Origin of the sequence: Streptomyces sp. NBC_00846 (assembly GCF_045207325.1) — a bacterium.
Taxonomy (GTDB): Bacteria; Actinomycetota; Actinomycetes; order Streptomycetales; family Streptomycetaceae; genus Streptomyces.
The window spans coordinates 1,095,483-1,118,982 of the sequence record NZ_CP108846.1 but is presented as its reverse complement, the minus strand read 5'-3'; the positions used below and the strand labels follow the sequence as shown (position 1 = coordinate 1,118,982).

The following is a 23,500-nucleotide window of genomic DNA, read 5'->3' as shown; positions in this document are numbered from 1 at the left end:
GCCCGCCCGGCGCGTTCGATGACGTATCGAGCCCGTCGGGGACGACACGGCTCCGCCCGCCGGCGCGCGGCCGACGGGTGCTGCTCCAGCACCGTGCCCGCCGTGTCGAGGATGGCGACCTCGGCGGTCGGATGCCGGGCCAGTACGGCGACGAGATGACGCAGGCCGCGGCCCGCGAGCAGCGCTCCCATGATCTCGCCCTGGAGGCGGATCATCAGCCGGGTCCGCGCGTACTGCTCGGCGAAGATCTGATCCGCCGTCCACCGGCTGATCTGGACGAACGGGATCTCCACCGGGGACGTCAACAGCGCGAGCCCGTGCCGTTCGGCGGCGTCCCGCAACCCCGCCGGCACCCGGTCGTGCACCAGCCCGATCCCGATGCGGAACGCCGCGACGGGCACGGCGACCAGGTCACGTACCAGCCGGTCCCACTCCCGGCGGGTACGCCGGCGCAGGCCGGTGGTCGGAACCAGCTCAGCACCGCGCAGGAACGGGACCGGATCGTCCAGTTCGACGGCGGCCACTGGTCACGTCTGCCGGCCGCGAAGTGGGGAGGGGCGCATCCGGTCACCGGACGCGCCCCTCCCGTGCTCGCCGAACGGCGAGGACCGCACGCGGGCCCCGGCCCGGCCCGGGGGAACCCGGCTCCGTGCCGACCCCGCAGCCACCCTCCGATCCGTGGGCAGTGGGCCGTGCGATCCGGCGCCGTCCGCGCCGCCGCGGAGTGTCGGGCAGGCCGGCGGTAACGGACGACGCGGGTGCGGGTCGTCGGCTGTACGAGGGGGAGCAGACGACCCGGCCGCCTCTTGCGAGACGACTGATTCAACCGACCCGGGCCCCGGCCTGCCAGAGCGCGCGGCGGGACGGTTCGGGCATTACGTTCACACCCCGTGTGAATCGTGCTCCACTGGTGCGACACGCCTCGGCGTGCCGAACCACCGGAGGGGCACATGGGGGCAACGGAGCCCAACGTTCTGCTGGCGGCCCTGATCGAGGAGGCGGGCGTCTCCCGGGCCGGCCTCGCCGCGCACATCAACCGGATCGGCCGCTCCCGCGGACTGTGCCTGCGGTACGAACACACCGCGGTGGCCCGCTGGTTGAAGGGGCAACGCCCTCGTGGCCAGGTGCCGGACCTGGTCTGCGAAGTCCTCGGGAACCGGCTGAACAGGCCTCTTTCACTGGACGACATCGGCATGGCGGCTCCGGGCGCCGGTGCGGGTGGGCCCGCGTCCACACTCGGCGGATTCGTCGAGCGGGCCACCGCGCTGTGGCGCTCCGACGCACAGCAGCGCCCGCACACACTCGCCTCGGCCGCCGTCACGGGGACCACGGCGGTGATGCCCGTCTGGGAATGGGAGAACCCGCCCGAGGACCTCGATGTCTCCCGCAGCGGCACCACCCGGGTCGGCGCGGCCGACATAGTGACCCTGCGCGCGGCCCGTGCCCACTACGAACTCATGTACCGCAGGGCAGGCGGAATCGCGACCCGGTCCCGCATCGTCGGCTTCCTCAACGCGGAGACCGCCCCGCTGCTGCGTGGCGCCTACAGCGATGCGACGGGGCGCCAACTGCACCGGGCGACAGGAGGGCTGGTGGCCGTCGCGGGCATCTGCGCCTACGACTCCGACGCGCACGGGCTCGCCCAGCGCTACTTCCACCAGGCGCTGCGGCTGGCCAAGGCGAGCGGGGACCGGGGGTTTGGCGGCTATGTGATCGCCCTGCTGGTCAACCAGTCGCTGTGCCTCGCCGAGTACCGGCAGTCAGTGGCCTTCGCGCAGGCGGCGCTGCGGGCCGCCGGTGGCCACATCACTCCCGCGCTGGCCACCGATCTGTACGCGATGCAGGCCAAGGCGTACACCCACCTCGGCGACGCGGGCAGCGCCCTGGACTGCATCCGGCGCGCCGAGTCGGAGGCGGAACGCATCCGTCCGGGCGAGGAACCGGACGAGACGGGGTACGTCCAGCCGGGCCTGGTCGATGTGCAGGTGGCCGAGGCGCTGCTCGGCCTCGGCGATCTGCCCGGGGCCAGGGAACACGCGGCGGCGGCCGTACGGACCCCGGCGCACGACCGGGGCAGAGTGCACCGGCTCGCCATGCTGACCCATGTCGAGCTGCGCCAGGGCGAGGCGGACCGGGCGGCGGCCACCGCCGTGGAAATGGCCGAGCGGGCCCGGGGCATGGAGTCGCAGCGGCTGCGCGACCGGCTGCGCGCGGTGCGCGACGGCCTGATCGCGAGTGGCTGCGCCGAGGCGGGGCGGGCCGCCGAACTGATCGACGGGGCGTTGCGCGTACCGCTGTGAGTACCCACGCGCGGGCGAACCCACCGGTGCCGGTACGTTCCCCTCCGGTCCTACGCCTGCTGCGATGTTGCCACCTACTCTGTCGGAAGGTGGCACAACTGTGCAATGGGCGAACCTGAACGAACAAACTGTGTATGAGAACCGCTGGTTCCGGGTCAATCTGGCGGATGTGGTCGTCCCCGACGGCCGCCATCTCGACCACTACCTGATCCGGCTCCGCCCCGTCGCGGCGGCCACCGTCGTCAACGATGCCGACGAGGTGCTGCTGCTGTGGCGGCACCGGTTCATCACCGACAGTTGGGGCTGGGAGCTCGCCGCGGGCGTCGTCGAGGACGGCGAGGACATCGCGGCCGCCGCGGCCCGGGAGATGGAGGAGGAGACCGGCTGGCGCCCCGGCCCGCTGCGTCCGCTGCTGACCGTGGAGCCGTCGAACGGGCTCACCGACGCCCGGCACCACTTCTACTGGTCGGAGGAGGCCACCTGGACCGGCCACCCCAGCGACGACTTCGAGTCCTCGCGCCGCGAGTGGATACCGCTCAAACTGGTGCCCGACATGATCGCCCGCGGCGAGGTCCCGGCCGCCGGCATGGTGGCCGGGCTGATGATGCTCCATCACTCAAGGCTGGGGTGAGAAGCCCGCGAGTGCGTACGGGACCGGCCGGGGGCAATGCCCCGCCCGGCCCCGTACGGGCACGAGAGAACGGATCAGGAGTACGGGTAGAAGCCCGAGCCGGTCTTGCGGCCGAGCCGGCCCGCGTCCACCATCCGCTGGAGCAGCGGGGGAGCGGCGTACAGCGGCTCTTTGAACTCCGCGTACAACTGGGCGGCGTTGTGCGTAGCCCTGTGACCTGCGGTTTCTTCAGTTGTGTGGTGGCTTTGACGGCGCCAGGGACTTCTCGGGGACTTTCGATCCCGCATCACACGAGCCACGTATCCATCGCGGCCAGTCCGCGCTTGCCTGCGCCCGGCATGAAGTGAGCGTAGTAGTCGAGCGTGACCTTCGGGGAGGAGTGCCCCAACCAGGTCGCCACGCTCACGATGGACTCGCCGGCCTCCAACTGCACACTCGCGAAGGTGTGGCGCAGGACGTGGAACATGTCCGGCCGTGAGCGCTCGTAGACGGGGTGGAGGCGGACGCGGGAACCGTAACTCTCCGCCTTCTCGCCAATCTGGCGCAGAACCCCTGCGGCTACGAGAGCGGGCTTCCAGCTGCGCTCGTTCCAAGTCCCGGGATTGATCCGAAGCCCGTGGGAGGTGCTCAGCACGAGTCGCACGGTGATCGGCTTGCGCTGACGCTCTTCCAACTCGGTCGCCGGCGTCTCAGGATTACGCCACGGCAGGGTGCACTCGACCGGCGGGAAGAGCTGGAAGTGGAGCCGAACGCGGCGGGCGAGGTTCGGCGGAAGGGGAACATCACGGGTCTTGCGGCCCTTGGGCAGGCAGAAGTAGGGCCGTCCCTTCCCGTCCCAGCGGAGCTGGCGCCGTATGTGGACCACATCCGCCCCGAAGTCGAAGTCCTCTTCTGCGAGCCCGAGTACCTCACCTTGACGAACTCCGAGTGCGAGCCCGAGGTCAACGGCGATCCGATACCGCTCCTGTATTCCGTTCCGCACCGCGTCGACTGTGGTTTGAGACCACGCCTTCGCCTTCGTGCCGACCGGCTTGGGCCGTTTGATCGATCGGTGGACAGCGACGGGGCTCTTCAGCAGGCGCTTGTCATCAACCGCGGCATTCAGGATGGTGGTGAGGTGTATCCATATGATCTCGGCGGAAGACTCCTCGACTCGAGAGAGCAAGTCGGCCTTGAACCGGCGAAGGGCCGAGGCGTCGATCTCGCGCAGAGGATACGAGCCGAGCAAGGGAATCAGGTGGTTCCAGATCCGGCTCCGCATGGGACCCGCAGTTGACGGTTCATCCGTTCGGCTGGGCCACCAGTGGTCGGCGATGTAATCGGCGAGCAAGATGGCACCACTCCGTGGGTCGACGAAGTCGCCCCTGCTGGAGTCTGTCTGCGCCTCAGCGAGCCAGCGCTTGGCATCTTCGCTTGTGTCGAAGGACCTGTCCTGGATACCAGGAATGCCCTTGACACGGTACCGCTTTCCCTTCCCCCAGATGGAAGTGCGCTCTCGCTTGCCGGTCGTCTTGTCCGGCCTCTTCTTGAGCCAACGATCCTCGATGTAGCCCGCCATGGGGGCCTCCTGCCTGTGCGAATGATGCGTTCCGGGTGCTTGACGGTGTTGGGAACGCTTCTTCGCGACAGGTCATATCCCGCTGTGGCAGGTGGAATTGATGTCGGGTTGGTGTCGATGCTCTGTGCTGCTGTGGACGTCACGATGTGCGACGCGAGGGCTTGCGGTTCAGTGGATTCAAGGCAGGATTCGATCGCGAGTCCGCCCTTTCCTGTCGGTCCACCCATTCGTCAAGCGTGGAGATCCTGTACATCACGCGTCGGCCCATCTGGAAGCTGGGCGGCCCTTGCCGGCGATGGCGCCACACGTAAAGGGTGTTGGGAGAGATACCGAGATACGCCGCGGCCTTGTCCAACGTGAGGAATGCTATTTCGGGCATTCGGGCCTTACTCTCGTCCATGGTGTGCTCCTGCCTGTCGAATCGACGTTTGCAAGAGTCCCTGACGAGTCGCGATTTGGGAGAACCGCGCTGGCGTGATAGGCGAGGGTCTCGTATTTCTGGTTCGGCAACGTTCACATGCCGTGCCCAGGCGCCGAGCAAAGTCCCGCCCAGCACCGCTGCGTCTGGACCCCGGCGAGCGCCGTCAGCGTTCGCCCCGTAACCGGTGTCCGCGACCAGTACCGTGTGCCGCAGGCTGCCCGCCCCGAGTTCGTCGAGCATGTCCAGCGTGAGCTGCTACTTCGACCGGTGATGCTATTGATCGGAGCCTCGGCACCGGGCCCGCCTCTCGGAGGCTTCGGCCCGTCCCAGCTATCAGGCAGGAACAGTTGCCAGGACAGCGTGCACGTCTCCGTGTCAGAAGCGGCGAGGACACCGAGCCCCGACGACGTCATGAACTGCTGTAACTACTGATGATCAACACCCAGGCGTCCGGCAGTGGAGCTGGTGCCGCTTTGCTGCCCCGTCGTGCAGTCAGGCTTGAACGAAGAAGGCTGGCTCATATACCTGTGCCGTGCTGACGTCTTCGTACACCACGGTGGGGCGCAGCCGGTTCCAGCGGTGGCCGAGGAGGAGGGCGAGTCCCATGGGGCAGGCGAGGAAGAGGTGGATCCGGGAAGTTGCGTGGCTGGGACGGCGCAGGGCATCGCGGACTCCGACAGCGAGGGCGTTGGCGGCGGGGCTATCGAGGACCGAGCGGTCCTTGGGTCCGGCTGGTGGTGTGAGGATGAGAAGTCTGGATGCGGGGATGTTCTGTCCTTCGAGGTATTCGAGGACGTCCTGGGTGAAGTGTTGTTCCTTGACCGTGACGTTGACGCCGACGGCGAGGTCTTCGCCTTGACCGATGTCGTATTCCTTGACGGCGGGGTCGCATTCGGTGTCGTAGGTGTCACGGGTGGACCATAGGTCTCCGCGCTGGAGAACGGCGAGGTCTGCTCCGGTGACCATGCGGAAGGCCGTGCCGGTCAGGAAGGCGGGGGCGAGGCGGAGGCTTCCTGACACGGAGATGTTGGTGCGGCCGGGCAGGCGGGCGGGGGCTGCCTCGATGTCGTCCTGGAGTTGTGCCCAGGTGGCTGGTGCGAGCGGGCGGCGTTTGGTGTATGCGGAGTCGGTTTCGAACCGGTCGATCCAGTTGATGGTGTGGTCGGCTTCGGAGGCGATCGGGTCGGGTTTGAGGGTGGCGATCGAGAGGATCGCATAAGCGGGCCCCGTCTTGAGGTCGAGACTTTCGACGGCTGTCTTGACCATGTCGAGGGTGAGGGTGCGGTGGCCGTCGCGGACCTGCTGGGCGACCCAGTTGGCGCCCTCGTCGACGGCGTGCCTGTCGTTGCGGAGACCGCAGACGGCCATCAGGAGCTGCAACTGCTCCTGTACGTGCTGTAGTTCTCGGGACAGGTCGAAGCGCAGGCGGGAGAGGAGATCGTGGAGTTCGCTCTCGCTCAGGCCGGCGTTCTGGGCCCAGCGAGTTCGTGCCTTGCCAGTTTCCGCGCGTGCGGTTCCATGAGCCGCCTTGGGCAGGAGGAGCTGAGTGCGGGCGTCCCGCACGGCGATGAGGGGGTCGTTGGGGTCTGGGGCCCGGTTGGTGATGATCGCAAGGTCGGCATCGGTGCCGTCGGCGGTGAGAGTGCGCCATGTCGTGGCGATCTTCTTCAGGATCGATGGGCCGCCGGTGGGGCTCGGTTTGGTGAGGTAGTCCTCGTTGACGGGTGTGGTGTTGCTGACGGTGTATTTGACCTGGGCGTATGTGTGGGGCGGGGTACGGCGTAGCAGGACGACGTCGTCGAGGTTGCCTGCGTCGTCGGCTTCGACGCCGACGGAGACGACGGGGTTGGCGGTGTGAATGGCGTTTTCGCGCAGGAGAGTGAGGCAGCCGGTCCAGGCGATGAGCCACTGGTAGTGGTCGCCGGTGATTCTGACGCTGGTGGGGCTCGGCGCGGGCAGGGGTTCCATGGTCACTCTCCGGGGGCGAGGGGTGTGGAGGCTGCTGTGAGAATCGGGCCGTCGTTCGGCCGTTACCGATGCCGCGGCTGACGCGGCAGGTCGTGCACGGCGACCTGGGTGATCGTGTTGTTGTGGCAGGTCCAGGCGGCCATGTCCCGGTGCGGTCCTCGGGGGCCGAGGATGACGGCGATGAAGCTGTGGAAGGCAAGTTCGGGGTCGTTGAGGAGTTGGTGGTAGGTAGTTGCGTCGCGAGGGCTGGGGACGGGGCGGCTGGTGGGGTGGGTGTGCCATTCGCCGATCCAGACGCTGTGGTCCTGGGCGTATGCCTGGTCGGCCAGGGTCTGGGCGTGGGCCAGGTCGCGAAGGAAGTAGGTGGGGGTTTGAATCGCTTCGGGTCCGGGGGTTCCGGCGTGCTGGACGGTCACCGTGTCGTGGACGTGGTGTCCCAGCAGGATGCCTCCGGTTTCCCTGGTTCTGTCGGCGGTTCGAAGTTCGTCAGTGATGACGCGCAGGGCCTCCTGGGTGAGGTGTACAGCGGTGACGGGGCGCGGGGTCATGGGGTTTCGCAGGTGGGGCATCCGGGGCGTGGTGGTGTGGCGGGGAGCCACCGGGTTTCGCCGGTTCGGTTGAGGTCGAAGGGTGGTGCGCAGTCGGGCTGCCGGCGCAGGCTGATGAGGCCGTGTTCGCCGGGCAGCCGCTGGTCGGGGTGCCCGAGGCGTTCCAGGAGCGTGGCGATGGCGGTCTTGGCTGCGAGATGGGCGACGAGGTGGAGGTCGGGACCGACCGCGGTCATCGGCCGGTGTCGTGTGCCGGTGCCGTATCCGGCGTCGAGAGCGGGTTCGGGGTCGATGCCGCCGTGCTCGGCGAGTGCCTGGCGCCTGCAGGTGAGGCATCCGTGCTGGGGCCAGGGTCTCAGCCGCAGGATTTCGCCCAGGGCGCCGTCCTGCAGGACGCAGGCCATGACAGCGGGGATTCCTGCGCGGCGGGCGAGGTGTCCGGTGACGCGGCGGGCGGCAACGCCGTCGGCCGTGCAGAGGACAAGGTCGCTTTGAGGAAGCAGCGTTCTGATCCGGTCGGCGTCGTCGATGACGTCGAGGACCAAAGGGGTGACTGTGGTGTCCGGGCGGAGGTCGGTGAGTTCCTCGGCGAGAGCTGTGACTTTGGAGCGGCCGACGTGGCGGCGACTGGTGGTGTGGCGTACGAGGTTGTGCCAGGAGAGCCGGTCGGGGTCGACGAGGGTGAGGTGTCCGATGCCGTAGCCGGCGAGAGCGTGCGCGGTGGCGGATCCGATGCTGCCGGCGCCGACGAGCATGACATGTGCTGTTTGGAGGTCCCTGACGGGCCAGTGGTCCTGGATTTGGCTGATGCCGGTGGTCGACGGCTCGACGAGACAGTTGAGGGGGTACGCGCCGTCGCGCCCGACACGCCAGGCGACGATGTCGGGCGCGTTGTGGTCGGGGAAGGCATCTGTGAGGTTGGGCGCGTAGGTCAGAGCCAGGTACGGGGTGGTGCCGGGCTTCTTGTAGCCGCTGGTGAGGTGCTCCTGGAATACGGACAGAGGCACCCGTGTACCCAGTCGGCCGCTCACCTGGCGCCAGTAGACGTGCAGTACAGGGGCCACGCGGTACCAGTATCCGGAAGCGCGTACGTCGCCGGTGGCCGCGATCAGGTTCTGGCCTGGCGAGGTGTTGACGGGGAAGGTCGCGCCGTCGCGGGTGGAGACTCCCCGGATGACGGCCAGGTCCTCGTGGTTGCCGCGCAGCGTCATCCCGCCCCAGGGGCCGGCCTGGCGGATGGTGGCTGCGGCGTGGTGAGGGACGAGGATCAGCACAAGGGTCCACCCCCGGCGTCCGAGTGGTCCGGTGCTGTGTCGGGCGGGGCCGTCAGGCTGGCGTGGGCAGGCCCAGCGGCGGGCGGCCGGGTGAGGAGGTGGTCGAAGCGGTCGTCCTCGACGATGCCGCAGTCGGACATCTGCGTGATGGCCTCGTGCTTCATCAGCGCGTACTCCACTTTCCACCCTGCGGCCTTCAAGAGCAGGTCGACGACAGATTCGCGGCCCGTCCACAGTGCGTCGGCGCGCAGGAGACACAGGGTGCGGTCGCCGTTGACATGCCAGCGTGACTGCGTCCACTCGGCCGGCTCGGGAACCGGGTCGAGAGGCCAGATGTACGGCGGCACCATGGGATAGGCCTGCCGGTAGGCCATCACTACATGGAGCCCTGTGCTTCCTGTCCAATCGGTGAGGTGTGCGGGCTGGGGCCGGTTGAACGGCCACAGAGGCAGCGTGCCGTGCCAGCTCCCGGCACCATCGCCGTCGTAGGCAAGGTCGGGGAAGGCGGTGGTGATCTCGCGCTGGTCCCGCTCGAAACGGTGTGGCTCACAAGCCCACCACGTGACGGGGGCCGGCTGAGAGGACCGCTGAGGGCCGGGGGCGGTCGTCATCCCTGGGGGGCGTCTTTGATCGGCCGAGGAGTGATGAGCGCGGGCGTGCCAGTGATCAGGGCCGGGGCCCCGGTCACTGGGTTCGCGGGCTTGGTCGGCGCGGCGGGAGCGGGGAAGGAATCGCCCAGGATCTCCTGCCACAGTCGCAGGGCCTGATCGGTCTCACCAGCTGCGGCGGCCGCGCACGCCCGGTCGGCGAGCTCGGCGGCGTCGGCAAGGGCGGCCTGCAGACCGTCGTAGTCGAGGTCGGGTTGGATCTCACCGCACAGCTCGGCCGGGTCCTTCACGCGCTCGTTGACGCGTGCTGCCGAGGCGGTGAAGAAGGCGCGCAGTGCGCTGGGCCGGTTACCGGATGTTGGCATGCAGTCGAGAGCGAGGACTTCGATGACGAGCGACTTGATCCGTCCTGTGACGGCGACGTCGTGGCGCCACTGCTTCAGGACGCGGACCAGTGGGCGGAAGTGCTCCCAGTCTCGCTGGCGATCGGCCACGAGGTCGATCAGGTGTTCCGGGTCGGCGGGCACCCAGTTCTGGGTGAGCTTCTCGGGGATGAGGAGGGTGCCGTCGGCCTGGCGGAGAGCCGGCATCACGTCGACGGTGAAGCCGTTCTCGTCGTCGGGGTCGTCGAGGAAGCACTTGACCGCGTGGTTCCTCGGCAGCGCCAGCCGGACTTCGTTGCCGTGGCTGCCGTTGGTCTTGCCCAGCAGCCGGTTGACCTGGCCACGGGCGTGGTCCAGGGCGTCCTCGGCGCTGAGACCGGCAGTACCCCAGTCGGGGTGCTGGGTGGTGTCGTAGACGGCGATGATGTCGACGTCGTTGATCGGCTTGAGCTGAGTGCTGCGGCGGAGCGAACCCGAGCCGAACGCCTCGGTGACATCGGGCTCGCTGATCAGCGCCCTCTTGAACAGATCGCGCCGCTCCCGGGCGAGCCGGGTCTGGCCCACGTCCTCGTTGACACTTCTCTGGAACTCGTCAAACGCTTCGTCGATCCGCATGGTGCCTCCTCGATCTTGCGTGTCCGGCCCTGGTTCCACACCGAGTTCGGCCGCCTGGTGGGGCAGGCTTCGTCCGTGTTCGGGAGGCATCGGGCAGCTGTCAGCCAGCGTAGACGCCGCCACTGACAACGCTCCGCGGAGAAGCTCTTGCGGGACGTGACGTGCTTGCGGGGGTGCCGGACATCCCTCACGCGGAGAGGTCACACGGGCCCGAGGCTGTACGTCGCACCGCCGCCTTGCTGCTGCTCGCCGTCGACGGCCAGGTGTACGCCATCGGCTGTGACCAGGGGTACCGGCTCATCCCCGAGCGGCTCAAGGACAAGCGGTTCGGCCTGTCCTTCGCGATCCGGGAGATCGACCCGACCCTCGTCCGCGGTGCCGTCTCCGGAATTCTCGGTCAGGCTCGTACGGACATCTCCCTTGTTCCCAACGGTGCTCCCGTGCCCACGCTCGGCCTCGGCGACCACACCCGGATCGTGCGCAGTCTCGGCGGCTACCTCAACGACGCCCCGCTCACGCGGACCCTCAAGGGCAGGGCCGGAGGATTCACTGTGCTGGGCGGCTGCGGACTGCGCCTGCCCCTTGGAGTCGAGCCGGCGGACCTGGTCTCCGACATCCGCCAGCTCGCCCGCGCCTGCACCTGCACCGAACGCCTGCCGCATCAGGACCTCGAGTTCGTCGAGCACATCATCCCGGTCAAGGACGTGACCGTCCTCACCGAGCTCGAGCGGCGCTGGACGACCAGCTTGGCCTGCCCGCCGACGGCCGTATCGCCGAGACCGTGCCCTTCGACCACCTGCGCAACGACGCGGAGGCCGCCACCTACCGCACGCGGATCAACAGCGACGGGAGCTTCGAGTCGGACGCGTTCGACCTCGGCTACGTGCTCGGCCGCGTCCGGTATCTCCCCTCCGGGAGCCGCCTCGAAGCCCTCAAGTCCGGCACCGTCAAGCTCCTTCGGGAGCGCCGCAGGCGGAGCGCGCCGGACGACGTGATCGCCACCGTCGGAACCCTGCGCTGGATCGAGGCCACCGTCTCCCTCGGCTCCCACGTGTTCTGCCTGCTGGACGGCGAGTGGTACGAGTTCGGGGCCTCGTACCTCGCCTCCCTCCACACCGAGGTGCAGCGGCTGTTCGCTCCCGTTCCTTCTGTCGTCCTGCCGGCCTGGCCTCGCGGAATGTCGGAGACGCCCTACAACAAGAAGACGGCCCGGACCGTCGGTTGGGAAGACTGGGTCGTGCTCGACTGCAAGACCATTCCCAACCCGGCGAAGTCCAGCGACCAGATCGAGATCTGCGACTTCCTCACGCAGGACGACACGCTCGTCCTCGTCAAGCAGGCCCGTGGCTCCGGTGCCCTCAGCCACCTCTACAACCAGGCCCGGGTAGCCGTCGAGGTTCTGTACGACTCCGCGGTCGCCCGCGCGCACTTCGCCCAGCGCGTTCGCACCGCGAGCGACGGCCGGCGCACGCTGCCCGACGACTTCCTCCCCAAGCGCCTCGTCCTCGCCATCCACCTGAAGACCGGAGCGAAACTCACCCCTGATTCCCTCTTCGGTTTCTCCCAGATCACCCTCGCTCAGACCGCGAAGGCGCTGGCCGCGCGCGGCGTCTCGCTTGAGGTCGTGGGCATCAGCGCGGCCGGGTCGGCCGCTGACGGCGGTCTTGCCGACGCCGCGTAGGTAGGCAGTGCCCCGGGGATCTACCCGACGGCAGACCGCGCCCTGGCGGAAGGTGACAGCCCGCCGTTGCAAGAACCACAGACCGGCCTCTTGCAGCTCCCTGCATAGGCCCCGGGATCCCCAGCGGAACCGTAGCCGGACGGAGTGATCGCGGCCTCGGCGAGGCCCTTCACGCTCGACGACCGTAGACCCTGAGCCCGTAAGCCCGGCGTGCCGGGCGTCGGCTCAATGAGAGGAAGAACGCCGATGAAGACCACAGACCAGCACGCAGTGGACACCGACATGGACGCGGTGCTGTTCACCGCCCGACTGGCCACTGTCGGAGTCTTGCTCCTGGCCGCGCTGTGCGCATCCCGCGAGACCAGCGAACGCGCATTCCGGCTGCTGGACTTGATGAAGGACAACCCCGAGCTCCCGCAACCGGCGCCCGCGCCTTCGGCCCGGCGCCGCGCCCAGCAGGGAGGGCGCTGACGGACCATCCCCCGTCCCTTCCAGCGCAGAGCCGGGGACCGACCTATCGCGCGACCACGACGCCCGAGCCCTGCTCGTCGCCGCTCCCACGTCTCGTTGCCCGATCTCGATCGTTTTGCGGAAGAGCGTTGGTGGCACGCCCTATTGTCGGTCCTCCAGGCACCATTGTGCGGGGCGTATGGGTGCGGGGTCGAGGGAATCCAAGGGGAGCGGGAACCACTGTGCAGGCCAAAGAGACGCTGTTCGCCGACCTCGTGCAGGGGCGGGCTCAACAGTTCCAGGTGCCGCTCTACCAGCGGACGTACTCCTGGACAGAGAAACAACTGGCTCAGCTGTGGAGCGACATCCTCGATCAGGTGGACCTGCTGGAGACCAGGGAGAAAGCGAGCGCGCACTTCCTCGGCTCCGTGGTGCTGGCCCCGTCCCCGCAGAACGAGGCGACGTTCCCTCGCTGGCTGGTGGTCGACGGCCAGCAGCGGTTGACCACGATCTCCCTCGCACTCGCCGCCATCCGGGACCACCTCGCCCAGAGCCGGCCGGACGAGGCCGAGCGGATCGACGAGGAATACCTGATCAACAAGCGGAAGAACGAGAACGACCGGTTCCGCCTCCTGCCCACCCAGGCCGACCGGCCGCACTACGCCGCGCACATCCGCGGCACCCACGAGTGGCAGGCGGCGGGGGACAACGTGTCGGTCGCCTACCGCTTCTTCCGCCGCAAGCTCGTCGAGGCGGAGGACCCCGTCGACCCGCAGGACGTCCTCCGGATCGAGCAGGCGATCACCTCCCGGCTCACCCTGGTTGCGGTGACCGCCGAGGCCGGTGACAACGTTCACCGCATCTTCGAGTCCCTCAACAACACCGGCCTCAAGCTCAGCCAGGCCGACCTGTTGCGCAACTACCTCTTCATGCGGCTGCCGACCCGTGGCGAACTGGTATACGAGACGTACTGGCTGCCGCTCCAGGCCAGCCTGAGCAACAAAGAGCTCGAACAGCTCATGTGGCTGCAGCTTGTGCTTGACGGCGACGACCGGGTCCGCCGCCAGGACCTGTACGCGGCTCAGCAACACCGCTTCGAGCAGACCGAGGTCAGAGAGGCGGACATCGAGGCGTACGTGAAGGAACTGCACCGGCGGTCCATGCACTTCCGCAGGGTGGTCCGCCCCGACGAGGAAGGCGATCCGGCCGTCCGTGCCCACCTTCGCCGACTCGACGCCTGGGAGGCCGCCGCCACGTACCCGGCGCTCATGCTGCTGCTCGACCGGCGCGAACGCGGAGAGACCGACTCGGCGGAGACGGCCCGCGCCCTGTCGTACATCGAGAGCTTCCTGGTACGCCGCACCGTGTGTCGCGTACCACCGAACAACCTCAACCGGATCTTCCAGTCGGTGCCCGCCCAGCTCCCGCTGGACGTCCCCGTCGCCGACGGCCTGCGCCAGCTCCTCTCCGCCAGCAACCGCTACTGGCCCGACGACGACGAACTGCGCGAGAAGTTCAGGACCGCGCCCTTCTACCTGTACGGCCGGCCGGAGCAGCGCAAACTGGTCCTCCAGCGGCTGGAGGAGAGCTACGACCACCCCGAGCCTGTGGACTTCGCCGCCGCGAAACTCTCCATCGAGCACGTCCTGCCGCAGTCGGCGGGCGACGACTGGCTCCAAGTTCTCGCCGAGGACGCCATCGACGGCGAGACCCCACAGGACGTGCACGCCCGACTCCAGCACACCCTGGGCAACCTGACCCTCACCGCTCAGAACTCCGAGCTCTCCAACCACCCCTTCGACCGCAAGCAGGACCTGCTGCACAGCAGCCACCTGGAGATGAACCGCCGCATCGCCGCCACCGACCGCTGGGGTGCCCGCGAGATCGGCGCCCGTGCCGACGAGTTGGCCGAGCGGGCGCTCGCGCTCTGGCCGTCCCCGCTGCGCGGGGTGGGCCGAGCCGAGCGGAGCCGCGACTGGCAGCTCGTCCACCAGGTCCTCGCCGCCCTGCCGCACGGCACCTGGACCTCGTACGGCGACCTCGCCGCGTACATCGGCTCCGGCGCCCAGGCGGTGGGCAACCACCTCGCCCAGACCGCAGGCGTCGTGCAGGCCTACCGCGTCCTCAATGCGGAGGGGCGGATCGCCGACGGCTTCCGCTGGGCCGGCCCGCAGCCGGAGGGCGAGGACGTACGGGCGCGACTGAACGCCGACGGCATCCACTTCACCCAGACCGGGGCTGCGGACCCCGCCCAACGACTGACCAGCAGTGACCTGGCACTGCTGCTGGCCGACCCCGACCAGGAGCAGTCTTCGGAGGGCGCGGTGGCGGCGGGGCGCGACGGAGCGGAGCCAGAGGAAGAAACCCGGGCCGAGCGGTTCTTCCGCCAGCTCGCCGCGGACGACACCCCCGAGACCGTGGGCGCGGTGCGTACTCTCCTCGCCCGGTGGGAGGAGCTGGGCGGCTGGGTCGGCTATGGGGCCGGCCAGGTCACCACCAGCGCCTTCCTGATGCTGGGTGCGGCAGGTCTCCCCGGCGCCGGGATCTGGCCGCTGGTGCTCTACCCCGGCGGCGGACGCGGTGGTTCGGCGGAGGTGGTCTTCCAGTACCTCGCCACCCGCGAGCCCTTCACCGACCGCCCGCTGCGTGCGGAGCTCCTCGGCCGCGTCAACGGCTTGGACGGCGTCGACATTCCGGAGGGGAAGCTGGACTTGCGTCCCAACTTCCGGTTGGCCTTGCTGGAGAAGGACGGCAACCGCGACGCGCTGGCCGAGACCCTGACCTGGTTCCGGGACCGCTGGATCGGCAGGGACATGTCCTGAGCTCTGAATCCGGCCCCGGGACTGGTGGGCTCGCATGTTGAGGTGTCGCGTATTCGAGCTGAGATGCGGAGCTCTATCTCTGTGCGTCGACCATTCATGCGGGGCCCTGGACTCGAACCCGCTCCTACGTCGCCAGAGGGAGATCATCTGGCTCCGTATGAAGCGCTACGACGCAAACGGCAAGGTCAGAAGCAGTATGGGCACATTCCGCTGATCGTCCGCGGGGTTGACCTCGACGATGACGGGATGGCCGAGCAGCTCGCTGTTCGCCTGGCCGATTTCGCGTGGCACGCGACCGGGGAACAGGTAGTCGCCACGTTCTTCACCACGTCGTCCGATCCAGTGGCTGCGGTTGCGGCCGCAGCAGTCCGCATCGGACGCGTGCTGCCACAGGCCTCTGTAGAGCGCGTCGACGAGCAGTTCGTCTCGCTTGCCGACATCGCCGCGCGGGCCGGCCTGAGCCATGAAGCTGTGAGCCTGTGGGCAGCAGGGAAGAGGCGTACCCAGGGTGAACCGTTCCCGGCTCCCCGTGCCCAGGTGGGTCAGGGGCGGACTGCCACCAAGATCTGGAGCTGGCCGGAAGTTCTCGTGTGGTTCGAGGCCCACTACTCCCTCGACCTCGAGCCCGACACGGCCTATCTCACGCCGCAGCAAGTGGCACGTCTCAACGCTCTTCTTCAGGAGAGTGGGCAGGGGTGCTGGCGACCTTTGGCAACGGTCAGCGGCACACGCACGCTCTGAATTCCCCTGCAGTCACGGTCTTCACGCTGCGAGGGGAACCTCAGTATGCTCCGCATATGCAAGTAAAGAAAGCAGCGCTGGAGCAGCACATTGCAGTGTTCGGCGAGAGCGGCAGCGGGAAGACCGTCATGCTCTCCTCCTTCTATGGAGCGACGCAGGAGCCTCAGTACCTGCAGAAGAGTCTGTTCCATGTCGTGGCGGACGAAATGGGACAGGGCACTCGGCTGCATCGAAACTACCTTGGCATGAGGGAGTCGGCGCGACTGCCCGCAACCAACCGTTTCTCCGCCACGTCCTATTCTTTCTCGGTCAGGCTGAAGGACGGGTCCGACGCTAAGGCCAATAAGGCCAGGCCTTTCGACGCCCTGCGCCTTGTCTGGCACGATTACCCGGGTGAGTGGTTCGAGGAGGACGTGAGTGGGCCGGAGGAGGCCCAACGCAGAGTCGACACGTTCATGTCCTTGCTGGGCTCTGATGTCGCTCTCCTGCTGGTGGACGGTCAGCGGTTGCTGGACAACGCCGGACAGGAAGAGCGGTACCTGAAGTCGCTGCTGACCAATTTCCGTAACGGACTGCTGTCGATCAAGAGTGATCTACTGAAGGACGGCAAGCCTCTCGTTGAATTTCCGCGTATCTGGATCATGGCACTGTCAAAGTCCGATCTGCTGCCGAACCTGGACGTGTTCAATTTCAGGGATCTCCTCGTGGAGAAGGCCGGCGATGACATAGTCGAATTGCGTGGGGTGATCGCTGGGCTGGTGGAGGCCAGTGACGCGTTGTCCGTGGGTGAGGACTTCGTGCTGCTTTCGTCAGCGAAGTTCGGTGCAGAAAAGATTGAGGTGACCAAGCGCGTCGGCCTGGAGTTGATCCTCCCGCTGGCCGCCATGCTTCCATTCGAGCGCCACGTCCGATGGGCCCAGTTGAAACAAATCCCTGTGAAGGTGGCGGAGAGTCTACTGGGCGGGGCGGGAGCTTTGGCCGCTGCGCTGGTCGGTAGCAAGGTCAAGCTGCCTGGTGCGGTAGGTCTTTTGCGGAACGTCGTCGGCCTCGTGCTCTCGAAGGAAGTCTTGAACGAGGCGGCCAAGGTGGCAGGGGATAAACTCAAAAACATCAACTCCGAAGCGATGGCCAAACAGAACTATCTCACCGCCACGTTGACCCGCTTCCGGATGGACCTGGACAGGGGAGAAGAGGAGCAGGTCTTTCTGAGGAGCGTCAAGTGAGCCTCATCTGGGCCACGCGTGGGCGGACCTGGGGTTTCCGGTTTCTCCGTGACGGGGGATTCGGGGATCCACTCCAGGTCTACGACGACGCCTTCTCGGATGTCGGGGACGAGCCGGAAGTCTGGTGGCGCGTCGCCGAGAAGGGGGCGCTGCGTTTCCCGGATCCCTTGGGACGCAAGGACAGGGCCGGCAGAATCATCCCCCACGAGTTCGTTGTCCTCGGGCCCTTGGCCAATGAGGTGGACTCGGTCGAGTGTGCTCGTCAGCTGGTCTGGCCCCAGGTTGCCGACGTATTCAGCCGCATCTGGGAAATGCCCGAGCCGCCCCCGCCCGGCGAGGGACTTTAGCGACACAATTGCCGCTGCCGCCGGGCGGTGAGTCGCGTCACGCTCGCTGCCTGCGGGCGAGGCGGTAGACGCCGTAGGTGATGCCCAGAATGATGTCCACGGCTACCCAGAGAGCGATGATGAGGCCCATTCCGATCGCGGTGCCGACGTCGCTTCGTTCTGACACGTGGTTAGAAGTCATCTCAATTGACTCGGTAGCCTGTTGTCCATGGTGGGGATTGTTGAGCGTCTGGTGCCGGAGGAGTTGTGGGAGCTGTTTCCGCGAGTGGTGCCGGAGGCGCCGTCGCGGCCTCAGGGTGGCGGTCGGCGCCGTCACGGCCACCGTGAGGTGCTGGCCGCGATCGTGTTCGTGGCGACATCGGGATGCACGTGGCAGCAGGTTCCCTCCGCATCGCTCGGTCCGTCGGGGGCTACGGCTCACCGCCGGTTCACCGATTGGACGAAAGCATGAACTGTTTGAGGCCGACCAGGGGTTAGAAGGCTCGTAGCCTCTCGATGTGGTGTCGCTGCTGTTTGTCGTCCTGTTTTATGTGCACACTGACAAGCACTCTACGGCCGTCAGGCTTGTAGTAGATGCGGCCAAGTCGCTCGCTTCCCGCGATGCCCGTTGCCAATTTCGTCACCTCGAACCAGCCACTCATTCCCTCAAGGTCCTTTCCAACAAGGCGCCCAGAGTCGATCTCAGCTAGTGCTCTCATCGTGGACGCCGGCGAGTCGAGGTTGGCGATCACGTCGACTGCATCGAGAACGAACTCGAGGCGGCTGAACGCCTGAGGCAGGAATTCAATGACACCGCCTCGCCGAGGCCGTTGCGCGGTCGCGGCGCGAAGTCGCTCAGTCTCCAGCGCCTCAAGTTCCGACACCCTTCCAAGGAGTGCGTCTACCTGCGCCGCCAAGCCGCCAGCGCGTGCTCCGCTTTCTGTGACTTCCGATTCGGCCGCTCGCACACGCTCCAGCAGCAAGGAGTTCTCGGCAAGAGCTAGTTCTCGAAGCTCCTCGGCGTCAGCGAGGCTCCTTACCAGCTCCGCCGCGTCAGTCAGGCCTCCCTGGCCTTGTCGGAGCACGGAGAGTTGCTCGTGTAGATCTGCATGATGGCGTTCTGCAAGGGCAACGGATTCTCGATATCGATGCTCGCTCGCTTCAACGTTCGCGAGATCGTGACGGAGCTGCGCGAGCTCACGTTCAGCTGCCTCGCCCTTCCGTGTCGCGACGTAAAGCTGGTTGAGCAGTTCCTCGATTCGCGCCTCTGCATCAGCGAGTCGAGCGGTAGTCGGATCCGTGACTGGCACCGTCGGCGCAAGAGACGACGGCGGCGCGATGACAGCCCCGACGAGCGCAAGTGCTTCGGCCTGGCTGCCCTTGAACCGAAGACGCGCGAACCAGTCGTAGAAATTGCCGTCGGCTGCTGGACGATGGCTTACGTCCCAGCGCTGGACGCTGAGATCTGCGCCCTCAAGTGCTGACACCAAACTGCTGGCGACGCGCTCTGGCGCGTTGAAGACGACGTAATGCCCGTACTGATTGGTCTCGAGGTGCCACTCGACGTCGAAACCGCCGGCCTTCTCCAGCGGTTCATCGACAAGGGGAGCGTACGGAACCTCTGCTCCGGCGAACAGGAAACGATTGCAGTCCGCAAGTTCCCAGCTCGATCCGCCCAAGTCGATGAGATCGCCCTGCCGGAGTGGGTAGACGGCGCCCGCGTACGCGACGCCCGCATATCCATCGGGGGTCAGACGAATCGGACGGCGGACTCCCGACTCGACTTCCGTTCCGTGGTCAAGGACTCGCACGAGTGCCTTGGCGCTCGCCATGTCACGCCGATCCGCATCGGCACTTCGGGTGCCCCCACTGGCGCTTGCAGACGGAGCACGGCTGGTAGTACAGGTGTTCCCGCACCTGGGCTTCTGTCGCTCCGTCGCGCACGTGCCGGGCGAATGCCCCTGAGTTGTGCCGATATAGCACGTCGCCGGGAATAGCCGCCTTGTCCGTGTACCTCGCCACATTCGCACGGACGACCAGTCCTGCCTGTGGCACGACTATGGACTCCTCAGGTGCTTTTGGGTCTGCGGCACCACCTCCGGGCATAGCAGAAGCCGGGAGGCCAAGGCCGAACTCCAGGTCGTAGTACGACGCCTTGACTCGATCGTGCTTCTGGCTCGATGACGCCTCGACCGACAACACCAAGTCGTCGTCGAGAAGAACCTTCAGTTCGAGGCGCTCATGAAGTGGCGGCGCGGCCTCATCGACGCCGATTGTGATCATTCCCAGCGACGTTCGACGCTCGCTCGCCTGCGGATGCGATGACAAGGCGGTCGGAGTGGCGATCGGGAATTTAGCCTTCCCGTCCGTCGGATCCGCGCAGTACAGGTGGAGAGTTTCGTGCTTGGCCTCTCCACCGAGAGGCATTTCTGTGCCCGCGGCGAGGAGCGGCATCAAAGACCCACGGGCGAGCTCGAGCTCGACGGGCTTTGCCAGTCGGAGCCTCTGCTGGTCATGTGCAATCCACGCAGCCCCTTGTGAGATCAATGTGGCACTGTTCGTCGGCACCTCAACTCGGTCCGGACCAAACAACTCGTACAGCCGGCTTCGAATCGCGGGCATGGCCGCCATCCCGCCGACCACGACGACTAGCGAGACCTGGCCGGGTGCCATCGACAAGCTGCCGAGCAGCGACTCGATCTCATCAATACCTGCCGTCACGAGTGGCCGTGTGATCTCTTCCAGCTCCTGACGTGTGAGCTGGTACTGCAACGTGGCCCCTGATTGGAAATAACTTGGCCGGTAGAATGTCACGTCAACGCGGTCCGCCGATAGCTCGATCTTGTTCCGTTCCGCGTCCTGGAGGAGCCGGAGTTCAGCCTCAGGGATCGCAAGGTCACGGTCAGTGGCACTGCCGCGAGCCCGAACGCGCTTTACGACCTCGTCGCGAATCACCCTGTCGAACTCGTCGCCGCCGACCTGGGCCGAGCCACCGTTGCGAAGTTGTCTCACCTGTTCTTCGTCGACCCGGCAGAGAGTCAGGTCCAGCGTTCCGCCGCCCCAGTCGACAACCAGAACGTTTCGTCGTGCAAGCCGCCGCGCCATCTCCTCTGGGTCGTTTGCTCCCCGGATGAACCCATACAAGGCGGCTAGCGGCTCGTGGACGAACTGGGCTACACGCATCCCGGCCCCGGCGAACGCCTCTCGCAGGGCCGCGCGTCGGTGCCCATTCATGGTCACGGGGATCGTGACCACAGCGCTGTCGAGGCTGCCAAGCACCTTCCGCTGCGGACTGCGCAGGGACTCCGATCGGACGTGCCGCACGACGTCCGCAACGATGTCCACCGGGCTCCGGTCGACGCCTCCGACGGCGATTACTTCCTCGCCGAGGAGAAATTTTGGCGATTTCACCGTGTTGCCGTGCACCCCGATGCCCGCCGCACCCAACGCGTCCTTGGCTTCGCGGCCGACGACTACCTGCTCGCCTTCGTACCGGACGATCGAGGGATGTGGTCGGCCAGTCTCGACGTCCATCACGTCGATCACGCGGTCACCAACTACTACCGAAACCAGACTGTTGGTCGTTCCGAAGTCGAACCCGACGATCATGCGAAGCCTCCGGACGCGTTCTTCAGCTGCTCGACCTCACGGGTGAGGGCAAGCAGGGAACGGTCGAGGAACTCCTCCGCGACGTTGGGCGCACCGTTCCGGAGTGCGTGCAGGCCATCGGTAAGCAGATCGATCTCACCCCCGAGACGCCGGATGATGCGCGTTCGCAGCGTTTCGTAGTCGTCCGTCATGTGGCTCTTGTCGACCACTCTGTTATCGCGCTCAGCCGCGAGCTCCTTTTGTAGTCGCACCACGTCGGCAGAGAACGCGTCGGCGCGAGCCATCGCAGATTGCTCGCGCTCCTCGACGGCCGAAAGCTCACTGCGGAGCCGAGTCTCGCGATTCCGAGCAGCGCCAGCCTCATGCTCGAGTTGTGTGACCTGATACTCCAAGCGGGCGAGCCGGGCCAGGTAGTTCTCGCCGACGATCCCGAGCACGTCGAGATCGCGGCTTGCCACAACCTCGCTGGCGGCTCGCTCTAGCCCTGTTACCTCCGGGGCCTCGTACCTCCAGACAGAGCCGTACGACGCATCGAGGAACTGATCCAGGGTCCACTCACGCTGGAGCACGCGGAGGAGGCCGTAGCACGCGATCGCATTCTTGACGAGGCGCTCACTGTCAGCGGTCTTGAACTGCTCCGGGGACAGCCCAAGATCGTCGGCGCAGACCTGCCGGGCCATGCTGCGAAGGTGTTCGGTCGAGAGCTGCGGACCCCTACGGGGATCGACCAGCTGGTTCACCCAGACCCGGAACACCGGGCTGTGGCCCAGTGCGACTACCGCGAGGTCAAAGAGCCGGTTCAACGCCGGTGCGAGGTCACCATTCTCGGCGCGTTTGAGCGGGATCCCCTGGCGCGCCACATACTGAAGCAGCTTGAACGGGGCCGACAACGTTGGGTCCGTCGGCGCGAGATCCGCGACCAGCGCACTCTCTGATGCGATGCCCTCGTCGGTGATCGCCAGCTTCTTGAGGGTCTCCTTTGGGAGGTCAAGCAGTCGAGCGTTCGACTTGTAGGCGAACGTCAGCAGGTCGCCGATCGAGGTAATGACCGGCTTTGTCTTCGTCTTGGATGTGGCCCGATGCGAGCCCTCTTCCACAACGGATGCCGTCGGCGCATTGTCAGTAGGTGCGGCCGAGGCCGTGCCGTCGCCGGTAGCGGTTGCCGGCGCGGGGGCGCTCGGCCCCGACTCCGCGCCGGGCTCTGGAATGGTCTCGTTGCTCAACGTCCTACCTCTTGCAGTCGGGTCCGAAATCCTGCGTACCAGGCGCCGGTCTCATTAGAGTGCCTGAGCGCCTCGCCCTGTCGTGATGCGCCCTCGGTGTCTCCCGCAGCGAGCAGCGCCTCAGCGGCGATGAGCCGGACCTTGAACTGGTCCTGGGGCCGGAGCTCGCCCAGCAAGGGCAACAGTTGGGTAACCACGGGTGACTGGGTCCCGTCCAAAGCCGTTGCACCGACGTCCAGGAGGTCCTCGGTAACGGAGTCACTCAACGCCTGATCGAGGCTTCCGTGCGACCGGTCGGCCAGACTTGTCGTGACGAAGTCGCCGCCTGCGAGGAGGGATCGGAACCGCGCCGCAACATCGGAGACGCGGTGGCTGTTGGTCTTGCGCACGGCGAGTTCGAACTGGTTGTAGTGCAACGCGACCAAACCGCAGATCGCCTCCGCCGCGGACCGGTCAAAGGTCGACAGCAGAGAGACAGCACCGTTGTACCGCTGCTCGTACAGCGGCGCACCCGACGCATCTACCCGGCCGGGGTCCTCGACCGCCTCCCGCGCAAGCACGCCGTACAGGTATGCCGCCAGACCTTCGCGGTAACGGCGGGCCGTCACCCCGCGGCCGGCACGCATGATGAAGGTGTCGATTGCGTTGCGACTCAACTCGCGACTGGAGATGAGCTTCTCCAAGGCCTGGTCGACGAGGCAGAGGTCCTCTTCCTCTGCAAGGCAGAAATCGAACTCGAACGTTCGCTCCAGCGGGCCATTGAAAACTGCCACTGTCTGGACGCCAACCTTCACCGAGGCAAGGTAGCCGGCGGCCTCAGATGTCGAGGTCTCGCGGCCGTTGACGGTGATGGATTCGACATCCGAAGTCACCCAATCGGCGAAGACACTGGAGCTCGTGACCATCAAGCGCGTGCGCCCGCACTCTCGTCCCCTGAAGAGGAGGGTAGGCCGCTTAGTCGCATGACCGTCGAAGTGGTGCGCTCGGCGGGCGCGCTCGGACGAGAAGACGAGTCCACACTCAGTGCAGGGAAAATCAGGGGGCTTTGGCGGCGCTGGCAGTCCGACCGACTCGAATCCGGTTGGCTCATGGAACTCCATGTAGCCGGTGTGCCAGAAC

At 66.8% G+C, this 23,500-nt stretch carries 19 protein-coding genes and 4 pseudogenes; 9 read left to right on the top strand and 14 right to left on the bottom strand.

What is annotated here, in order from left to right:
* Positions 1-308: 308 nt before the first annotated feature.
* A pseudogene (locus OG936_RS05210) lies at positions 309-524 on the bottom strand (PucR family transcriptional regulator ligand-binding domain-containing protein); the annotation flags it as partial.
* Between the two features lie 426 nt (positions 525-950).
* On the opposite strand from OG936_RS05210, the gene OG936_RS05205 reads away from it, so the two are divergent.
* Both OG936_RS05205 and OG936_RS05200 read left to right on the top strand, forming a co-directional pair.
* Positions 951-2,300: a transcriptional regulator gene (locus tag OG936_RS05205; protein WP_406492838.1), complete on the top strand. Its 1,350-nt coding sequence runs from the start codon at positions 951-953 to the stop codon at positions 2,298-2,300.
* A 100-nt stretch (positions 2,301-2,400) separates the two neighbouring features.
* Positions 2,401-2,931, top strand: a complete 531-nt coding sequence (locus OG936_RS05200) for an NUDIX domain-containing protein (protein WP_406492836.1) — start codon at positions 2,401-2,403, stop codon at positions 2,929-2,931.
* Positions 2,932-3,005: 74 nt separating this feature from the next.
* On the opposite strand, the pseudogene OG936_RS05195 reads toward OG936_RS05200, so the two are convergent.
* From OG936_RS05195 to OG936_RS05160, 8 genes and pseudogenes are all read right to left on the bottom strand, one after another.
* Positions 3,006-3,128: pseudogene (locus OG936_RS05195) on the bottom strand (3-hydroxyacyl-CoA dehydrogenase family protein); the annotation flags it as partial.
* 89 nt (positions 3,129-3,217) lie between these two features.
* Positions 3,218-4,489 carry a tyrosine-type recombinase/integrase gene (locus tag OG936_RS05190; RefSeq protein ID WP_406492835.1) on the bottom strand — a complete coding sequence of 424 codons (1,272 nt, stop codon included), beginning with the start codon at positions 4,487-4,489 and terminating at the stop codon, positions 3,218-3,220.
* Positions 4,490-4,628: 139 nt separating this feature from the next.
* Entirely contained in the window at positions 4,629-4,868 is a 240-nt protein-coding gene (locus tag OG936_RS05185; protein WP_306105215.1) for an AlpA family transcriptional regulator, read from the bottom strand.
* Between the two features lie 534 nt (positions 4,869-5,402).
* Positions 5,403-6,878 carry an SAVED domain-containing protein gene (locus OG936_RS05180; protein WP_306104560.1) on the bottom strand — a complete coding sequence of 492 codons (1,476 nt, stop codon included), beginning with the start codon at positions 6,876-6,878 and terminating at the stop codon, positions 5,403-5,405.
* 62 nt (positions 6,879-6,940) lie between these two features.
* On the bottom strand, positions 6,941-7,447 hold the full coding sequence (locus tag OG936_RS05175; protein WP_398597106.1) for a Mov34/MPN/PAD-1 family protein: 507 nt from the start codon (positions 7,445-7,447) through the stop codon (positions 6,941-6,943).
* Complete coding sequence (locus OG936_RS05170; RefSeq protein ID WP_306104562.1) at positions 7,423-8,700, bottom strand: ThiF family adenylyltransferase; 1,278 nt, start codon at positions 8,698-8,700, stop codon at positions 7,423-7,425. The genes OG936_RS05175 and OG936_RS05170 overlap by 25 nt, the downstream gene beginning before the upstream one ends.
* Positions 8,694-9,074, bottom strand: a complete 381-nt coding sequence (locus OG936_RS05165; RefSeq protein ID WP_306104563.1) for a hypothetical protein — start codon at positions 9,072-9,074, stop codon at positions 8,694-8,696. The genes OG936_RS05170 and OG936_RS05165 overlap by 7 nt, the downstream gene beginning before the upstream one ends.
* Positions 9,075-9,307: 233 nt before the next feature.
* Positions 9,308-10,306, bottom strand: a complete 999-nt coding sequence (locus tag OG936_RS05160; protein WP_306104564.1) for a hypothetical protein — start codon at positions 10,304-10,306, stop codon at positions 9,308-9,310.
* A 161-nt stretch (positions 10,307-10,467) separates the two neighbouring features.
* On the opposite strand from OG936_RS05160, the pseudogene OG936_RS05155 reads away from it, so the two are divergent.
* The 6 genes and pseudogenes from OG936_RS05155 (at position 10,468) to OG936_RS05130 (ending at position 17,570) form a co-directional block, all read left to right on the top strand.
* Positions 10,468-11,987: pseudogene (locus OG936_RS05155) on the top strand (TIGR04141 family sporadically distributed protein).
* Positions 11,988-12,233: 246 nt separating this feature from the next.
* Complete coding sequence (locus OG936_RS05150) at positions 12,234-12,458, top strand: hypothetical protein (RefSeq protein ID WP_306104565.1); 225 nt, start codon at positions 12,234-12,236, stop codon at positions 12,456-12,458.
* A gap of 221 nt (positions 12,459-12,679) precedes the next feature.
* A complete protein-coding gene (locus OG936_RS05145) occupies positions 12,680-15,259 on the top strand; it encodes a DUF262 domain-containing protein (protein WP_306104566.1) in 2,580 nt (859 codons plus the stop codon).
* 246 nt (positions 15,260-15,505) lie between these two features.
* Positions 15,506-16,000 carry a hypothetical protein gene (locus OG936_RS05140; RefSeq protein ID WP_306104567.1) on the top strand — a complete coding sequence of 165 codons (495 nt, stop codon included), beginning with the start codon at positions 15,506-15,508 and terminating at the stop codon, positions 15,998-16,000.
* A gap of 56 nt (positions 16,001-16,056) precedes the next feature.
* On the top strand, positions 16,057-17,223 hold the full coding sequence (locus tag OG936_RS05135; RefSeq protein ID WP_306104568.1) for a TRAFAC clade GTPase domain-containing protein: 1,167 nt from the start codon (positions 16,057-16,059) through the stop codon (positions 17,221-17,223).
* Entirely contained in the window at positions 17,220-17,570 is a 351-nt protein-coding gene (locus OG936_RS05130) for a hypothetical protein (RefSeq protein ID WP_266412414.1), read from the top strand. Before OG936_RS05135 ends, OG936_RS05130 begins: the two co-directional genes overlap by 4 nt.
* A 37-nt stretch (positions 17,571-17,607) precedes the next feature.
* On the opposite strand, the gene OG936_RS05125 is transcribed toward OG936_RS05130, so the two are convergent.
* Positions 17,608-17,736, bottom strand: coding sequence for a hypothetical protein (locus OG936_RS05125; RefSeq protein ID WP_406492831.1), 129 nt, complete (start codon positions 17,734-17,736; stop codon positions 17,608-17,610).
* A 42-nt stretch (positions 17,737-17,778) separates the two neighbouring features.
* On the opposite strand from OG936_RS05125, the pseudogene OG936_RS05120 reads away from it, so the two are divergent.
* Positions 17,779-18,018: pseudogene (locus tag OG936_RS05120) on the top strand (transposase); the annotation flags it as partial.
* A 25-nt stretch (positions 18,019-18,043) separates the two neighbouring features.
* On the opposite strand, the gene OG936_RS05115 reads toward OG936_RS05120, so the two are convergent.
* From OG936_RS05115 to OG936_RS05100, 4 genes are read right to left on the bottom strand one after another with little or no spacing between them, the layout of a single operon-like run.
* Complete coding sequence (locus OG936_RS05115) at positions 18,044-19,381, bottom strand: hypothetical protein (protein ID WP_406492830.1); 1,338 nt, start codon at positions 19,379-19,381, stop codon at positions 18,044-18,046.
* A gap of 1 nt (position 19,382) precedes the next feature.
* Entirely contained in the window at positions 19,383-21,158 is a 1,776-nt protein-coding gene (locus tag OG936_RS05110) for an Hsp70 family protein (protein WP_306104570.1), read from the bottom strand.
* Entirely contained in the window at positions 21,155-22,381 is a 1,227-nt protein-coding gene (locus tag OG936_RS05105; RefSeq protein WP_306104571.1) for a hypothetical protein, read from the bottom strand. Before OG936_RS05105 ends, OG936_RS05110 begins: the two co-directional genes overlap by 4 nt.
* Complete coding sequence (locus OG936_RS05100) at positions 22,378-23,253, bottom strand: hypothetical protein (RefSeq protein WP_266412420.1); 876 nt, start codon at positions 23,251-23,253, stop codon at positions 22,378-22,380. The genes OG936_RS05105 and OG936_RS05100 overlap by 4 nt, the downstream gene beginning before the upstream one ends.
* Between the last annotated feature and the right edge of the window lie 247 nt (positions 23,254-23,500).

Bases quoted from the DNA above. Each gene is read 5' to 3' on its own strand.
- OG936_RS05205 (WP_406492838.1), top strand. From the start codon at position 951: ATGGGGGCAACGGAGCCCAACGTTCTGCTGGCGGCCCTGATCGAGGAG.
- OG936_RS05190 (WP_406492835.1), bottom strand. From the start codon at position 4,489: ATGGCGGGCTACATCGAGGATCGTTGGCTCAAGAAGAGGCCGGACAAG.
- OG936_RS05185 (WP_306105215.1), bottom strand. From the start codon at position 4,868: ATGCCCGAAATAGCATTCCTCACGTTGGACAAGGCCGCGGCGTATCTC.
- OG936_RS05180 (WP_306104560.1), bottom strand. From the start codon at position 6,878: ATGGAACCCCTGCCCGCGCCGAGCCCCACCAGCGTCAGAATCACCGGC.
- OG936_RS05175 (WP_398597106.1), bottom strand. From the start codon at position 7,447: ATGCCCCACCTGCGAAACCCCATGACCCCGCGCCCCGTCACCGCTGTA.
- OG936_RS05165 (WP_306104563.1), bottom strand. From the start codon at position 9,074: ATGGCCTACCGGCAGGCCTATCCCATGGTGCCGCCGTACATCTGGCCT.
- OG936_RS05160 (WP_306104564.1), bottom strand. From the start codon at position 10,306: ATGCGGATCGACGAAGCGTTTGACGAGTTCCAGAGAAGTGTCAACGAG.
- OG936_RS05150 (WP_306104565.1), top strand. From the start codon at position 12,234: ATGAAGACCACAGACCAGCACGCAGTGGACACCGACATGGACGCGGTG.
- OG936_RS05140 (WP_306104567.1), top strand. From the start codon at position 15,506: ATGGCCGAGCAGCTCGCTGTTCGCCTGGCCGATTTCGCGTGGCACGCG.
- OG936_RS05135 (WP_306104568.1), top strand. From the start codon at position 16,057: ATGCAAGTAAAGAAAGCAGCGCTGGAGCAGCACATTGCAGTGTTCGGC.
- OG936_RS05115 (WP_406492830.1), bottom strand. From the start codon at position 19,381: ATGGCGAGCGCCAAGGCACTCGTGCGAGTCCTTGACCACGGAACGGAA.
- OG936_RS05110 (WP_306104570.1), bottom strand. From the start codon at position 21,158: ATGATCGTCGGGTTCGACTTCGGAACGACCAACAGTCTGGTTTCGGTA.